Source organism: Psychroserpens sp. S379A, from assembly GCF_049800755.1.
Classification (GTDB): Bacteria; Bacteroidota; Bacteroidia; order Flavobacteriales; family Flavobacteriaceae; genus Psychroserpens.
On record NZ_JBNAFQ010000007.1, the window covers coordinates 25,549 to 42,584 of the forward strand.

Here is a 17,036-nt window from a genome sequence, read left to right on the forward strand (position 1 = left end):
TAGGATGAGATTTCTCAACTGCGCTCGAAATTACAGAAGTCAACTAATTCGAGGGCAGCTTTTCGTAAAAATGACACAAGCTTTCGTAAAACAAAAAAATCCGTTAGAAATTCTAACGGATTTTATATTACTCATCATTCAAGATTAAGCTGCATTTTCTTTTTTAATCAAGTTTAATGCAGAACCTTCATTATACCAATCTATTTGAGATTGGTTATATGTATGATTTACTTTAATGGTGTCTTTGCTTCCATCAGCATGTACGATTTCAATAGTTAATTGCTTGTCTGGAGCAAATTCATTTAAATCTAAGAAGTTAAATGTGTCGTCTTCCTGAATTAAATCGTAATCATTTTCGTTAGCAAATGTCAATCCTAACATCCCTTGTTTTTTAAGGTTAGTTTCATGAATACGTGCAAATGATTTTACAATCACAGCAGCAACTCCTAAATGACGAGGTTGCATGGCAGCATGCTCACGAGAAGAACCTTCACCATAGTTATGATCTCCAATTACAATCGATTTGATACCAGCTGCTTTGTATGCTCTAGCCGTATCTGGAACTCCTCCATATTCTCCTGTTAATTGGTTTTTAACAAAGTTTGTTTTCTTTCCAAAGGCATTTACAGCACCAATTAAGGTATTGTTTGCAATATTATCTAAATGTCCACGGAAACGCAACCAAGGTCCAGCCATACTAATATGGTCAGTTGTACATTTTCCGAAGGCTTTAATTAATAATTTAGCTCCAGTTATTGAATCTCCAAGAGGTACAAAAGGCGTTAATAATTGTAAGCGTTCAGAATCTGAAGCGACTTTAACTTCCACTCCACTTCCATCTTCCATAGGCTCTAAATAACCATTATCTTTAACTTCAAACCCTTTTGGAGGTAATTCCCATCCTGTTGGCTCATCTAACATCACTTCCTCTCCATTTTCATTAATTAACTTATCTGTCATTGGGTTAAAATCTAAGCGACCAGCAATAGCAATAGCAGCAGTTAATTCTGGTGATGCCACAAATGCATGTGTATTCGGATTACCATCAGCACGCTTAGCAAAGTTTCTATTAAACGAATGAACGATACTATTTTTAGGTGCATTTTTCGGATCTTCATAACGAGCCCATTGACCAATGCATGGTCCGCAAGCATTGGTAAAAATCTTAGCGTCTAATTTTTCAAATACCTGAAGAATACCATCGCGTTCTGCTGTATATCTTACCTGTTCAGAACCTGGATTAATTCCAAACTCTGCTTTAGTTTTTAAACCTTTATCTAAAGCCTGTTGCGCAATAGATGACGCACGAGATAAATCTTCATAAGATGAATTGGTACAAGACCCAATTAATCCCCATTCTACTTTGATTGGCCAATCGTTAGCTTTCGCTTTTTCGGTCATTGTCGAACCAACAGCTGTAGATAAATCTGGAGTAAATGGTCCATTTAATAACGGATTTAATTCCGATAAATTAATATCAATAACTTGATCAAAATACTGCTCAGGATTAGCATAGACCTCAGCATCACCAGTAAGATACTCTTTTACTTGGTTTGCTGCATCTGCAACATCTGGTCGATCTGTAGCACGTAAATAACGCTCCATAGATTCATCGTAACCAAAGGTAGACGTAGTTGCTCCTATCTCTGCTCCCATATTACAAATGGTTCCTTTTCCAGTACAAGACATTGCTGTTGCGCCTGGACCAAAATATTCTACAATAGCTCCTGTTCCTCCTTTTACAGTAAGAATATCAGCTACTTTTAAGATCACATCTTTAGGTGCTGTCCAACCTGATAACTTTCCGGTTAATCTTACACCAATAAGCTTAGGGAATTTTAATTCCCAAGCCATTCCTGCCATCACATCAACAGCATCTGCTCCACCAACTCCAATAGCAACCATTCCTAATCCACCAGCATTAACTGTATGCGAATCTGTTCCTATCATCATTCCTCCAGGAAAAGCATAATTTTCTAAAACCACTTGATGAATAATTCCAGCTCCAGGTTTCCAAAATCCGATTCCATATTTATTAGAAACCGATTCTAAAAAATTAAACACTTCATTACTTGTGTTTATCGCATGTTGCAAATCTGTACTTGCACCATTTTTTGCTTGAATTAAGTGATCACAATGCACAGTTGTAGGCACAGCAACTTTATTTTTACCAGCTTGCATAAACTGCAACAAAGCCATTTGCGCTGTCGCATCTTGACATGCCACTCTATCTGGAGCAAAATCTACATAATCTTTACCTCTAGTGAATGCTTTATTAGGCTTTCCATCCCAAAGGTGTGAGTATAAAATCTTTTCTGAAAGTGTTAATGGTTTACCAACAATATCTCGAGCTGCATCAACGCGCTCAGCCATATTTGAATAAACGTTTTTAATCATGTCAATATCAAATGCCATATGTATAATTTATAAGGTGAATATTCGTTTTTTTTCTTGAGTTCAAGGACTGCAAAACTACAAATTTTTAAGCATATTTAAAAAATACGTAACAAAAAGTCCGAAATACTGAATATAAATCAATAAATATTGATTTTTGTGATATATAATTACACTATTTGTAATTTTTTAGGAGATAAACTAATAAATTAACAATACTGTTTACTTAAAATTTTTTTTGATTATGGAAGAATCTCTTAAATCTGTCATTGGTTTTTCATACAAACGATACACTAAATACGATACTACAAACATAATTAACACATAAACCAATATATAAATCACTAAATCTAATCCAGCCATAGATTCAGAAGGAATAAGATATTTCATTAGTTGCATAATAATGGAATAATGAAACACATAAATTGCATAAGACAAAATACTCACATAAGTTATTGGAATTCTAATTAATCTAGGCGCAGATTTTACAACACTTAATAATGGTAAAGTACAAGCAATTGCTATCGATTTATTGAGAAAGTACCACACATTCCAAAACTGAGGATACTCAGTTATAAACCATCCTTTTATCGGAATGAGAAAGTTCATCGCAATTAAAACTAAAACTCCAAAAGCACATGCAAGATACTTGATGCTATTCCAAAATTTTGGTTTAACAATTGAAATATAAGCCGCTAAAACACCATAATAAATGGCGTCAATTCTATAAATAACAATAGACTTTACATTGAGTGTCCAATGCCTCATGTGTCTAATTTCTTCATTTTGATTATAAAATAACTTAGAGATTATAAATGCTAGCAATATAAAAAGTGTTACCAGCAAAAATGCTTTAGAACGAGAAACTTTCGTTTTAAAAAACAAGACTAAGTATAAAAGTAAAGGCCCTAAAATGTATGCAAATTCTTCAACCGATAAACTCCACGATTCTGGATAAAACCAAGGCAATTGTGTACTAAAATTATGCAGAAAGAAACCATATTTCCAAAGTTGATCTGGTAATTGATGTCCTATATACATAAAGACAAGAATATTGATTCCTAAAGTTAGATAATAATTGGGTAAGGTTCTAAACCAACGCCTTATCCAAAAGTAAGTCACATCCTTAAAGTTAAAATCTTTGGAAGTGTACATCTTGTATAAAATCCTTCCTATTAAAAAGCCACTCAATACAAAAAACACATCAACACCAAGAATTCCAAACACACTAAATAACTTTCTAGTAATGCCTCTCATATCTGGAACAATCCAGAGTATATGCGAACACATGACCATAATAATGGCAATAGCTCTCATAAGGTCTAAGCCAAAAATTCGTTTTTCATAATCTATTCGCATCAAAAAAAGCCTTAGTTTTGTTTTGGTAGTACATAAAAATGAAGTCCAAAATACTAAAATATACGTTGCTGTTCATAGTTTTATTGACTATTGTTGGTGGTATCTATTATTTAAAACTTCCGAACAGACACAAAGCTATCATAAAAACCAAGCTGTATCATGGTTTAGGTATTGTAGATGAACGCTGGAACATTCAATCAAATGATTCTTCAATTCGTTTGGTGACTCCTACTCTAGTGATTGATAATATTTATAAGTCTATGGAAGGTCCGAAAGTGGTTCGTTCGTTTCAATTAAATAATGAAAAAGAAGCATTGGTTTGGCTCACTTCTTTTGAAACTAGAGCTTTAAGCACTAATGAAGTCGATCAACTCTCTAACGATTACATCTGTCATACCAATATTGATTTATACGAAGGCGAACACTATTCACGATGGCAACTTAATGATAGAATTGGTCAACAATATCCACGATTAACTTCTATGAGTCATGGTATTGAACGTTATTCGTTTCCTGAAGGTTTTGGATTTCCGTTGTTTTCTAACGAAAATTTATTGTTGGCCACACAATCTTTAAATCATAATATTGTAGGTGATCCGTTTACAATTAAACATGAAGTAAATTTAGGTTTCAAACCTCATAGTCAAAACATGAAACCCTTAATGAGTAAAACGGTTTTTGTGATGTTACCTTTTGATACTAAAAATCCGTTTCAAGGTCCAACAGCAGACAATCCGAATATGTGTTTACCAGTTGAAACTAAAAACCATTCTTATACAAATGATAAAGGCGAAGCCTTATCTGGTCATTGGGTAATTTTCCCTGGAAGAGAGACATACAATTATGATATTACGCATCAGCTTCAGTTAAAAGACAGCACAACAATGCATCATATTGCTACGCATTTACATCCTTTTGCCGAAACATTGGCTTTACGAGATAAAACTTCAGATTCTACATTATTTGTTTCAAAAGCTGAAAATTACAAGGATAAAATCGGACTCAAAAAGGTATCCTATTTTTCGAGTGAAGAAGGCATCATGCTTTATCCAGATCACAACTACGAATTGGTATTACAAACCAACAACACCACAAAAATCAATCAGGATATGATGGCTAGTATGTTTGTGTTTTTATATGACAAGGAAATGCACGACAAACTAAAAACCTATAAACCTTGAGAATGTCAAAACTCTTAGTATGCTCGTTTCTTCTATTGTTTTTGAGTTGCAATACTTCAACAAAAAAATTACCTATTTTAAGTTATACAATTGATGATTCTGGCAAAAGAAAGGATTATAAAATCACTTATAAAGGTTTTACAAACCAACTAGGACATTCATTTTCTTCGGAAGACCTTAAAGGTAAAACTTGTATTGTGAATTTCTTTTTTACACGTTGTCCAAGCATTTGTCCACCAATGCGAACTGAACTTATTCAAATTGCTGAAGAATTTTCAGAAGATAAAAATCTAATGTTCATCTCACATACTATAGATCCGAAACACGATTCTATTTCTGTTCTAAAAACCTATGCTGAAGCAACTGGTATTCCTCATCACCAATGGCAATTTTTAAGAGCTACAGAAGCACACACCAAAGCGCAAGCTAAACAATACATGACCAACTTTAAACCCAATGAAGATGGTTCGGATTTTTACCATAGTAGCTTTGTCGCTTTAGTTGATAAAGAACAACAAATTCGTGGGTTTTACAATGTACTTGTCAAGGAAGATGTTACGCGTTTAAAAATAGATATTCATAATTTATTGAATCAATAGTATTCAATAGTCGTACTCGGTTTATCAAAATAAGAATCGAGATAACGTTGCACCTTTTTATACACTCGTTTTTCAGGATACACAATAACACCAATTGTTCTACCAGACCATTCGTTTAAATCGATATAATAATCTTCAGCTTCCTGCTTTACATTTAGTTTAATATGTTCTGGCAAGACTTCAATAGCTTTAGGACTTTCAAAATGAATCTTGCAATACTTAGGCTTTCCTGAAAAATAACTAAATGCCAAAATATGATCGTAAAGTCCTAATAAGTTAAAAGCAGGAAAAACTATAGCTATACATAATTGAACTAAAGATTTTGGGTGATTAATTTTAAACACATCTTTAAATGAAAACGATGAATTATAAAACAAATAGAACAATACAAACACATTAAAAAAGGTCATAGCAAATACGATATAGCCATATCCAGACATCACAAAGGTTGTAATGATAATAGCATGCATTATAGCAATTAACCAAATCCCAAATTTTCGTGTCTTTACAAATATTAAAAAAACACCAAATGATGCTTCTAAAAATGGTACTGCGTAAGTAAATGCCAATCGCATCCACTCCGGAACAAAAGGGATTCGCTTACTCAAACCATTAGCCCATTTTTCAAAAAATATTGGATTCCATTTGTGCATTCCGCTCCAAAAGTAAGTGCCAATTAAAATTAAAAGTATGCACTGCTTTACTCGTTTAGGATTATTAGCAAACTGTGTTAAAGCCAACACCATAAAGATAATTTCGAAATAAAACGGCTGAATTCTATTTTGATCTAGTAAAGCCCAAAAGGCATAAATTGCAATAACAATTCCACCTGGCTTCCAATTAGGACTAAATACAAAACCCAAAAAACTCAATACAAATAAAGATATTAGAATAACATCGCATGTGAAATTTGGAACAGGAATGCCGTCAAAAAAAGGAATTAAAGGAAATAAGCGTTCTGAAAACCAAATTTTTGGAGCAACCATCATTGGAACTAAAAACGCAATAAAAGCAAAACACCTTACCCAAAACAGTTTATCGCCTTTAAGATTTTGAAACCTACTATTAAGATTCATCAATGGTATAATGCTTAAAATTCCTATTAGGAAATTAAGATACTATAAAAAATTAAAAGATAAGATATTATAAGTATTTAAACCTAGAATAAGCTCTTGATGATTTGCTCGTCGGTAATACCTTCGGCTTCTGCCTTGTAATTTTTAATGATTCTATGACGAAGAATGCCTTGTGCAACTGCTTGAACATCTTCAATATCTGGAGAAAACTTACCATTAATAGCAGCATGCGTTTTTGCTGCTAAAATTAAGTTTTGAGACGCTCTTGGTCCTGCTCCCCAACCAATAAACTCTTTTACTAAATCTGAAGCTGTATCTGCTTTTGGTCTTGTTTTAGACACCATTTTCACAGCATACTCTATCACATTGTCAGCCACAGGAATACGACGAATCACATTTTGGTAGCCTATAATTTCTTCAGCAGTAAACAACGAATTAACTGTAGTTTGCACATCAGTAGTCGTTGTTTTTACCACTTGAACTTCTTCTTCAAATGAAGGATATTCTAAATTAATAGCAAACATAAAACGGTCTAATTGCGCTTCTGGCAAAGGATATGTTCCTTCTTGTTCAATTGGGTTTTGAGTTGCTAAAACAAAATAAGGTAAATTAAGTTTGTATTGATGACCAGCAACAGTAACCTTACGCTCTTGCATAGCTTCTAATAAAGCAGCTTGTGTTTTAGGAGGTGTTCTATTAATCTCATCTGCCAAAATGATGTTGGCAAAAATTGGACCTTTTATAAACTTGAACTGTCTGTTTTCGTCTAAAATCTCACTACCCAAAATATCACTAGGCATTAAATCTGGAGTAAACTGAATACGTTTAAAATTTAAGCCAAGTGCTTGCGCAATAGTATTAACCATTAAGGTTTTTGCCAAACCAGGAACACCAACAAGCAAGGAGTGACCTCCAGAAAAAATCGAAATCAAGATTTGATTAACAACCTCATCTTGACCAACAATAACTTTAGCTACTTCGGTTTTTAGAGCATTATATTTTTTTACAAATTGTTCTATTGCAGCAACGTCAGACATACTTTATTGTTTTTCTTTTTTTAACCAATTACTTGAAAATTCACAATCTCTGTAAGTACCATTAACTTTAATGTAAGTATCAATAATCTTCTCTTCTTGCCATTTAGCAATTTCTTTAATCTGCTTGTCTTGAAGTGCTAAGTTTTTAATCTTCAAGTAGTCTTTTGCAAAATTAGCCTCATGTTCATCAACTCGATCAGTAACCGTTAGAATTTTATATTTTAAATTATTTACTCTGTCTTGATCTTGCAACACTAAGCTTACTTCACCATCTTTTAAATCTTGAATTTGTCCATATAATTCTGGATCCATTTTAGTGAGTTCAAAATTAAAATCTTGTGTATAAGGATTGATTAGTTGTCCACCATCCTGTTTAGTTTCCTTTTCATCACTAAACTCTTTAGCAGCAGCAGCAAAAGTTAAATCTCCAGCAACAATACGCTCTCTAACTTCGTTGATTTTGGTTTTAGCGGCTTGCTTAGCTTCTTCAGTCACTTTAGGCCTTAGTAATATGTGTCTGATGTCATATTCTTGTCCTCTAATCTTTTCTAGCAATACAATATGATATCCGAAATCGGTTTTAAATGGTTCAGAAATTTCGCCTTCTTGCAATGAGAAAGCCACATCTCGAAACTCTTTAACCATTCGAGGATGCTTTTTATTCAATACGTATTTACCTCCATCTTTACGCGAAGGAATATCATCTGAGTAAAATACTGCTTTGGTTGTAAAGCTAGCTCCATTTTCAATAACATCTGCTTTAAACTCTTTAAGTCTGTCGATTACTTTTTGTTCTTCAACTTCAGTTATTTCAGGTATAACTACAATTTGAGCTACTTTTAACTCTGTTCCGAATACTGGTCGTTCTTCTTCAGGAATACTATTAAAATACTCTCTAACTTCTTCTGGAGTCACTTCAATTTCAGATACTATTTTACGCTGCATATCTGCTGCTAGCTTAGCATTTTTGTTAAGCTCAAACATCTCTTCTCGCAAACTTTGTTCGCTATCTTTGTTATAAAAAGCGAGTAACTCTTCCATTGTTCCTCCTTTTGTTTCTAAGAAAGCACTTATTTGCTGCTCTATACTTGAACGAATTTCTAATTCATTAATTGGAATACTATCTTGAATGGCATGATGTGCATACAATTTGTCTTCTAACAACTTACCAAACAATTGGCAACGTGTGATATCTTTTGTAGAAACTCCTCTTGCCTGAAGCTGAATAAATTCTTTATCTACATCAGAATCTAGCACTACAAAATCTCCAATTACAGCTGCTACACCATCAATTTTTAGACGATTACCAGCCTTAGTTGTATCTGTTCCCGTTTTTGGCGCAACAACTTCATCTTCAATAATCTCTTGCGCTACAACCAATTGCACACAAAACATTAAAAAAAGGAAAAGCGTTACTCTAGTGTTATTTATAAATTTCAAATTGTTTATTTTTAATAGCATCTTTTGTGATATCGGTTTCAAGCTTCTTAATAAGCTCCAGTTTTCTTTTATTGATAATAATTTGATCTATAGTAGGTTTTACATACTCTAAAGGCGCAATATCATTTTGAAATAATACGTCTTTAATTTGCACCAAATATAGGTCTAATGAATCTTTGAGTTGTATAAAATTAGATTTTTTTAACAGTTCTTTTTTATTTTCAGAATTTACTGCAGGAATTTTATTTACAATCTGAGAGGTTTGAATCCATAATGAATCGTTTAACGAATACGATTTAAATTGCATAGAAATAGAATCTAGATATTGTTTATCTTCTTGATCGTAGCGTTTAAACCGTTCTTTTATTTCATCTTCATTAATCGCATTATTAGGAAGCGTTATGTACCTAAACTTCACTAATTCTTCATTGAGTTTAAAGGTTTCTTTATTTACTTCATAAACCTCTTGTGTTTCTTCATTAGTGATTGCGGTATCGATACTTTTATTGACTAAAGCCTCAAGATATGCTTTTGTGTAAAGGTCTTTTTTATATTGATCTACTAGCTTTTGATAGTTTTCCTGTTGCGCTTCAGAAAGGTTACGCTCTGCTCCATCTACTAGCAACAATTGCGTTGCCCAACGATTTATAAATCCGTTGACAATAAATGTGCTATCATCCTTAGACATATTATCACTAACAAGTGTTTTGATATCTTCTTCATACAAATAAGAATCGTTAACTCTTGCCACAGGAATTTTATCATCTATGGGTTTAAAAAAACTACATGACAACAATAAAACCGAACACGATATGATAACACAACCTTTTTTAAACAACTAATTAAGTATTTGTTTTTTAACTTTTTTAAGCACTCTATCGTTTACTTTTACTGTGTAGCGTTCGTTTAGAGCATTAATCCAATCGCTTTCAATTTGATTTTGGTAATCGCTAACAACTTTTCCTCTTGCTTCATCAAGTGTTTTTGAACTTTTTGGTAATACAGAATTAACGACAACAACATGATAAGCATCATTATGATTATACAGTTTTGAAATTCCTTTTTTAAATTCAAAATCTTTAGGAAGCACTTGATTTCCTTTTTCGAAAACACCTTTCGTAGACATTATATTTTGTGTATCTTTTTGGTTAAGTTCAGCTTCGATAGATTCAACCGTTTTTCCTTTATCGAGTAACTTAATGGCTTTTTTAATCATTTTTTCGCCTGCTGAAGACAACATAACAGCATCAACTCGATCATGCCACATATAATCACTTTTGTGGTTTTCGTAATATGTTTTTAGACCAACAGTATCTTTTGAAGCAGCATTCCAAACTTGTTTTTCCATAAGGTCAAACAACAACAGACCATCGCGATATTCTTTTAACACATGAGCAAAATCTTCGTTTTCAAACTCTAAATTCTCTCTATGGTAACGAATAATTTGTTCTTCTTTAAAAGCTTTATAAACAGTATTAATTAACACATTTGCGTCTACTTGTTTATTTGTATAACTGCGTTGGTTTTTAAATAAATACTTAGCAAATTCTTCGTAAGTGATGGTTTTTTTTCCAATGGTCATAAATGCTTTTTCATTTTCTAAATCTGTAGGAACAGTCCAAGCTTGCTTAAAAAAGTTATCATTAATAAGACTTTCAAAATATGACAAAGCAATTTTATTATCTGCTACTTTATACTTTTCATTTAATTGATTTGCTAAAGCTGTATTAATAAGTCTAGATCTAGAATCGCGTTTTACTTTATTAACAAATGTTGCTTTAACATCTTCAAAAGGCTGAACTCCTTTTTTATTTATGAGTTTTACAATGTGCCAACCAAAATCGGTTTTAAATGGCTCAGTAACTTCATCTTTTTCCTTTAAACTAAAGGCCATATCTTCAAACTCCTTAGATCCTAATTGTCCACCAGTAAATGGAGTCAATAATCCGCCTTTTGCAGACGAACTTTTATCGTCTGAAAATTGTTTCGCTAAAGACTCAAACTTTTCGCCTTGCTGTAACTTTTTGTAAATTTCTTTAATACGTCTTTCTGGGTTAAGTAAACTATCCTTTTGATCTTTGGCAACCATAATGTGAGCAACAGTAACTTCTCCTTGCGAAGGACGCTTATTTGTGACATTAACAATATGATAACCAAAACGCGTTCTAAAAGGCATTGAGACCTCACCTACTTCTGTATTGTAAGCAGCAGTTTCAAAAGCATATACCATTTTAAACACTGAAAAGTAACCTAGGTTTTCTGCATAAACAGTTTTTCCGTTGTGGACTTCTTTTTGAACTGGAGCATAACCTTCTTTAATAACTCGATCTCGCAATTCTAACAACCTGTTATAAACCTGTGTTGTATCTTTTTCATTTTCATCAAGAATAATCAAAATATGTGAAGCTTCAACATCTGTTGTTGAACGATTGTAAGCTTCTTTTACTAAAGCATCTGTCACTTTACTTTCAGACATGTAGTTTTTTGTTAACTGCGATTTATAATTAGAAAATTCTCTAATGTATTTTGCGTCTTTATCAAGCTCTAAACGTTTAGCTTCTTTCACCTTTAATTGGTAATTGATAAAAAGTTCAAGGTAAGCATCTACATCTTTTTGCGTTTCGTCTTTCACTAAATCTAAATTCTTATTGTAAACTCTTAAAAAATCTGAAGCCATAATTGACTCATCATCCACAGTAAACAAGACGTCATTTTTATCAATTTGCGAAAAAGCGGCAAATGACATGCAAAAGAAAATAGCAGTAATAATTTGTTTCATTGGTATATAATTATGAATTAAAAATATCATACGATTGTATCAAACTTCAGCAAAAATAACACAATTCATATATTTAGCAAGATGCTTTTTTCTAAACGTATAGAAGAACCTTTTAGTATGCTTAAAAAGTTCTTAAAATAGAACATGTGCTCTCTTAATTTTTTCAATTACAATGCTTCTTATCCGATTTTATTAACCAGTGAACTAAAATGACGATTGAAACTTTATATTCTTCAGTTTTCTTTAAAAAAAAGACAGTATATTTAACCTTTATAAATCCCTCGTAATGCTTTATACTACAGAAATTATAGTTAAAGTCCCTCTTGATGTATTTGTTAATAAAATGAATAATATCGAAAACATGAAACATTGGCAAAGAGGACTGCTGTCTACCGAACACATTTCGGGAAATCCAGGCGACTTAGGTTCTAAATTAAAACTCAACTATAAATTTGGTAAGCGTAAAATGGAAATTATTGAAACGATTATTAAAAGTGACTTTCCAAATGAATTTCATGCTTCATATAAAGCTAAAGGCATGAACAACATTCAAAAGAACTACTTTTCCAAAACCTCAGATGGTTTTACCAAATGGACTTCAGAAAATGAATTTATCCCTTTGAGTTTACCGATGAGAATTATGCTATTCTTAATGCCAAATGCATTTAAAAAGCAATCCTTAAAATACATGAACGATTTTAAGAATTTTGCAGAACACGGAACATCTGTTGCCAATGCGTAAACTTAAACTTATTTGGGATTTTCGTGGACCGAATGCATTAAAAACTGCCGAGCATCACACCATACATTTAAAAGAATATATTGCGATTCAAAAATTAAACATCGACATTGCAGACTTTAATGCCATAAGCGATATGCATGCCATTGCATTTATGATTGTAGACGAAGACATCATGAAACCTATTAGAGATGCATTAAAGCCTCATCGAGGACAATTATATCAAGATTAATTTAATATTTAAATATGAACACCATTAAAAAAGTTTCACTTTTTATACCATTAGTATTACTAGCTTTAGTGAGTTGCAACACTGAAAATAAAGATAAAAAAACCATAGTTAAGTACGCTAAAGAATTACATTCGTTTGCTCAACCTAACATCTCAGCAATCAACCATTTAAGCTTAGATGTAAATGTAGATTTTAATACTGAAGTGATTAGCGGAAAAGCAACATACACAATTGAAAATAATAATGCTAGTGAAATTGTTTTAGACACTAAATTTTTAGACATTGAAAAAGTTGAAGCCGACGGAAAAGACACAACTTTTAAGTTAGGTAAATTTGATGAGCAATTAGGTCAATCACTAACCATCGACATAGAAAACGATACTAAAACCGTTTCTGTTTATTATAAAACTACAGACAAAACTGAAGCGCTTCAATGGTTAAATCCGCAACAAACTGCAGATAAAACGCATCCATTTTTATTCACTCAAGGTCAAGCCATTTTAACACGAACATGGATTCCAATACAAGATAGTCCGCAAATTCGTATTACTTACGATGCTACAGTCAAAGTACCAAACGAACTTATGGCAGTTATGAGTGCTGAAAATCCGAAAACTAAATCAGACAATGGTGTGTACACCTTTAAAATGGAACAACCTATTTCGCCATACCTAATGGCACTTGCTGTAGGAAATATTGAATACAAAGCTGTAAGTGAACGTACAGGCGTTTATGCAGAAAAATCGATGATAGACAAAGCACACTACGAATTTTCGGACATGGAAAAAATGGTAGCAGCTGCCGAAAATTTATATGGCGATTACGATTGGGATCAATTTGATGTGATTGTCTTACCTCCTAGTTTTCCGTTTGGAGGAATGGAAAATCCGCGTTTAACCTTTGCAACTCCAACCGTTATAGCTGGAGACAAAAGTTTAACATCGCTCATTGCGCATGAATTAGCACACTCATGGTCAGGCAATTTAGTAACCAATGCCACTTGGGATGACTTTTGGCTTAACGAAGGGTTTACTGTATATTTTGAAATACGAATTATGGAAGCGCTCTACGGAAAAGATAGAGCAAACATGATTGCTTTGATAAGCAGACAAGATTTAGACGAAGAAATTGAAAGCTTTAAAGAAGAACCACACAGAACCAAACTAAAGTTAGATTTAAAAGGGAAAAATCCAGATGATGGCATGAATAGTATAGCTTATGATAAAGGCTATTTATTTTTGAGAACGCTAGAAGAAACAGTTGGTCGTGAAAAATTTGATGCTTTTCTGAAAAGTTATTTTAAAACGCATGCCTTTTCAACCGTTACAACCGAAAAGTTTATTGACTATCTCAACACTAATCTTTTAGAACCAAATCAAGTTACTTTTAATACTGAAGAATGGATTTATCAACCAGGAATTCCTTCAAATCAAGCTAAGATAAGTTCCGATAAGTTTGCAAATGCAGAAAAAACCTTACATCAATTTCTAGAAAGCGATACAATTGATGTATCAATCACTAAAGATTGGACCACTTTAGAATGGGTTCACTTTGTTAGAAATTTCCCTGAAACCATGACTGCAAAAGACATGGCTCGATTAGATGAAGCATTCGATTTAAGTAATGCTACAAACTCTCATATTGCTATGGTTTGGTTTGAACAAGCCATCAATTTAGATTATCATGGCAATGCTGTAGACCAAAACATTGAAGACTTTTTAATAAGAGTTGGCAGACGTTGGTATGTAAATACACTCTTTAAAGCCTTTGAAAGAAATGGTAAAACTGAAGAAGCTCTAGCGATTTATAAAAAATCACGCGATAACTATCATTCGGTTACCGTAAATACGATTGATGAACTGTTAGGAATTAGCAATTAACCTTCTAACTATTTTAACAAAACTCGTTTTTAAAACTTATGCCTTTCAAATTTTAAACAACCAAAATTAATGCTATAATTCAACACAATTCAGACTCATTTTTCTTGCTTTTTTTCTGATTATTTTCTATATTACAAAATTAGATTTTGTCATATGAAAAAAGCAGTAATTAAGCTTAAACCCAAGTATCACAATAGAGCTGAACAGATTCTTATTTATTTTGATTACAATAAATCTATTATTGATTTGGTAAGAACAATTCCTAATAGAAAATGGAGTCAAGTATATAGATGTTGGTATGTTGAGCGTTCAAAAGAATCTTTAAAATCTATTAAAAAAATACTACATAATTATAGTATAGACGATACTGAAATAGTAAATACTCCTCGTTTAAAAATAGAACACAGTGTAAATTTGCTTACACAGAACCAACGTTCAATATTAAATCATTTTTTTAGATATTTAAAAGGAAAACGATACAGTAAAAGCACAGTAGACACTTACTCATTTTTAATTGCAGATTTCTTAGCCTATTATCACAAATTGCCTATTGATATGTTAACCAATAAGTCTATTGAACTCTATATTGAAGAGGTATATATCAAACGACGTTATTCTATAAGCAAACAGCGACAATTTATAAGTGCATTAAAAATTTTCAAAACCTTTTATCCAAAGGTTGCTTATGAAGCCATTGAGCTTGTTCGTCCTAAAAAAGATCGCTATTTACCAACAGTTCTATCGAAACAAGAAGTTATAAAACTCATTAGAGTTACAAAAAATTTAAAGCATAGAGCTATTATAGCTATGATTTATTCATGTGGTTTTCGCATTAGTGAACTAATTAATTTAGAGCTAAGAGATATTGACATCAATAGAAGTCAAATTTTAATTAAAAACTCAAAAGGAAGAAAAGACCGCTATGTCATTATTGCCGAAAGTTTCCTACCATTATTGCACAATTACATTAGTACTTATGTACCAAAGCACTATTTTGTTGAAGGTCATAACGATAATAAATACAGTCCAGAAAGTGTTCGTCATTTTCTAAGAAAATCTTGTAAGCTAGCAAAGATTTACAAACGTGTAACACCACACACATTAAGGCATAGCTATGCTACACATTTATTAGAAGATGGCATAGATTTAAGATACATACAAGCCTTATTAGGACATTCTAAACCAGAAACCACAATGATTTACACGCATGTTGCAAAAAAGGATTTACTATCGATAACGAGTCCGTTAGACATTGCAGTAAATCAATACATTAACACTGATAAACAAAAGCAAAAACTTGTCATATCCGGAATCTAGTACTTAAAAAAGGTTATATTTGTTAGCATATAACCAGTTGTGCATAATGTCCCAAAACCGTAAACTGAATTAAAATTTGAGAAAAAAAGAAACATTTTGGTTAATTGGAACAACAAGTTTCGTTCTGATTTTAATACTCTGGATTTTCGGAATTGGCGGACTTAAATCTGATTCCGTTACTGACATAAATGTTCACGACACTTATTATGTGATTGCGAATATACATTTGATTATTCCATTTATATCGCTGACTTTTTTTGGTGTTTACCTAATCCGAATGCTACGTCGGAATTTTAAAAACTTGACCGCAAATCTGATTTTTATGATTTCGGACATCACTCTGATTTTGATTTTCACATTTCTGATTTCATTAGTAAATTCTATCCGAGAAATTCCTGGCTCAACCGAATATCCACCTTTGAGTGGCGGAATTGTGGAAAATGCTGGAAATGGATGGAATAATGCTTATTACATTTTATTAATAATTCAACTGATTTTAATAATTCTGCTAACAATAAGCGGAATAAAAACTGGACTGAATTACAAACGAACTGAATAAAAAAACACTATGCACAACACCGGCTATAGTTCATTGCTTCTGACTTTCCTTGCGGAAAGTCCTCGCAAATTTGCTATCTTCGGTTTACGGCGGAAAATCCTCGCGGATTTTCACGCAACGAAACCATAGCCCAAACCGTTACAACAAATTGCTCGGAAAATCATAACTCCCAACAAAATAGTTGTTTAAATATCAAAATTATCGGATTCTTACTCTTGTCGAATTTCTTTTACATCAAACAAAACCATATCAATCAAAAAATGTTTTAAAATTCAACATGAATGGAATCTCACTCTTGTGGATTCTTGAGCTTGTTTGCGGAATTAATCTTACATCAAAAAAAGTCTAACCAATTAAAAAATATTTTAAATTCGAAATAAATGGAATCTCACTCTTACGGAATTCAGCAAGTTTGCGGATTTGATTACTCAAACGCAAAATGCT

14 protein-coding genes are annotated in these 17,036 nt (G+C 32.5%); 7 read left to right on the plus strand and 7 right to left on the minus strand.

Annotated features, from left to right (window positions below):
• Positions 1–144: 144 nt before the first annotated feature.
• Together ACP15M_RS13905 and ACP15M_RS13910 are read right to left on the minus strand one after the other, a co-directional pair.
• Positions 145–2,415, minus strand: a complete 2,271-nt coding sequence (locus ACP15M_RS13905; protein WP_425077802.1) for an aconitate hydratase — start codon at positions 2,413–2,415, stop codon at positions 145–147.
• Between the two features lie 201 nt (positions 2,416–2,616).
• Entirely contained in the window at positions 2,617–3,753 is a 1,137-nt protein-coding gene (locus ACP15M_RS13910; RefSeq protein ID WP_425077803.1) for an acyltransferase family protein, read from the minus strand.
• A 38-nt stretch (positions 3,754–3,791) separates the two neighbouring features.
• Between ACP15M_RS13910 and ACP15M_RS13915 the strand changes: the two genes are divergently transcribed.
• Positions 3,792–4,934, plus strand: coding sequence for a hypothetical protein (locus ACP15M_RS13915; protein WP_425077804.1), 1,143 nt, complete (start codon positions 3,792–3,794; stop codon positions 4,932–4,934).
• 2 nt (positions 4,935–4,936) lie between these two features.
• Positions 4,937–5,533 carry an SCO family protein gene (locus tag ACP15M_RS13920; RefSeq protein WP_425077805.1) on the plus strand — a complete coding sequence of 199 codons (597 nt, stop codon included), beginning with the start codon at positions 4,937–4,939 and terminating at the stop codon, positions 5,531–5,533.
• Here ACP15M_RS13920 and ACP15M_RS13925 read toward each other — a convergent pair.
• From ACP15M_RS13925 to ACP15M_RS13945, 5 genes are all read right to left on the minus strand, one after another.
• Positions 5,527–6,609: a MauE/DoxX family redox-associated membrane protein gene (locus ACP15M_RS13925; RefSeq protein ID WP_425077806.1), complete on the minus strand. Its 1,083-nt coding sequence runs from the start codon at positions 6,607–6,609 to the stop codon at positions 5,527–5,529. The two genes, ACP15M_RS13920 and ACP15M_RS13925, sit on opposite strands and share 7 nt — an antisense overlap.
• Before the next feature lie 83 nt (positions 6,610–6,692).
• Complete coding sequence (locus ACP15M_RS13930; RefSeq protein WP_425077807.1) at positions 6,693–7,646, minus strand: AAA family ATPase; 954 nt, start codon at positions 7,644–7,646, stop codon at positions 6,693–6,695.
• 3 nt (positions 7,647–7,649) lie between these two features.
• Positions 7,650–9,086: a peptidylprolyl isomerase gene (locus tag ACP15M_RS13935; RefSeq protein WP_425077808.1), complete on the minus strand. Its 1,437-nt coding sequence runs from the start codon at positions 9,084–9,086 to the stop codon at positions 7,650–7,652.
• Positions 9,070–9,837 (minus strand): peptidyl-prolyl cis-trans isomerase, encoded by a 768-nt coding sequence (locus ACP15M_RS13940; RefSeq protein ID WP_425077809.1) that lies wholly within the window; start codon positions 9,835–9,837, stop codon positions 9,070–9,072. Before ACP15M_RS13940 ends, ACP15M_RS13935 begins: the two co-directional genes overlap by 17 nt.
• Positions 9,838–9,924: 87 nt before the next feature.
• Complete coding sequence (locus tag ACP15M_RS13945; RefSeq protein WP_425077810.1) at positions 9,925–11,865, minus strand: peptidylprolyl isomerase; 1,941 nt, start codon at positions 11,863–11,865, stop codon at positions 9,925–9,927.
• Between the two features lie 286 nt (positions 11,866–12,151).
• Between ACP15M_RS13945 and ACP15M_RS13950 the strand changes: the two genes are divergently transcribed.
• The 5 genes from ACP15M_RS13950 (at position 12,152) to ACP15M_RS13970 (ending at position 16,592) form a co-directional block, all read left to right on the plus strand.
• Complete coding sequence (locus ACP15M_RS13950) at positions 12,152–12,607, plus strand: SRPBCC family protein (protein WP_425077811.1); 456 nt, start codon at positions 12,152–12,154, stop codon at positions 12,605–12,607.
• Positions 12,600–12,836, plus strand: coding sequence for a hypothetical protein (locus ACP15M_RS13955; RefSeq protein WP_425077812.1), 237 nt, complete (start codon positions 12,600–12,602; stop codon positions 12,834–12,836). Before ACP15M_RS13950 ends, ACP15M_RS13955 begins: the two co-directional genes overlap by 8 nt.
• Before the next feature lie 14 nt (positions 12,837–12,850).
• Complete coding sequence (locus ACP15M_RS13960) at positions 12,851–14,716, plus strand: leukotriene A4 hydrolase C-terminal domain-containing protein (protein WP_425077813.1); 1,866 nt, start codon at positions 12,851–12,853, stop codon at positions 14,714–14,716.
• A gap of 153 nt (positions 14,717–14,869) precedes the next feature.
• Entirely contained in the window at positions 14,870–16,033 is a 1,164-nt protein-coding gene (locus ACP15M_RS13965; protein ID WP_425077814.1) for a tyrosine-type recombinase/integrase, read from the plus strand.
• A gap of 76 nt (positions 16,034–16,109) precedes the next feature.
• Entirely contained in the window at positions 16,110–16,592 is a 483-nt protein-coding gene (locus tag ACP15M_RS13970; protein ID WP_425077815.1) for a hypothetical protein, read from the plus strand.
• The last annotated feature ends 444 nt before the right edge of the window (positions 16,593–17,036 follow it).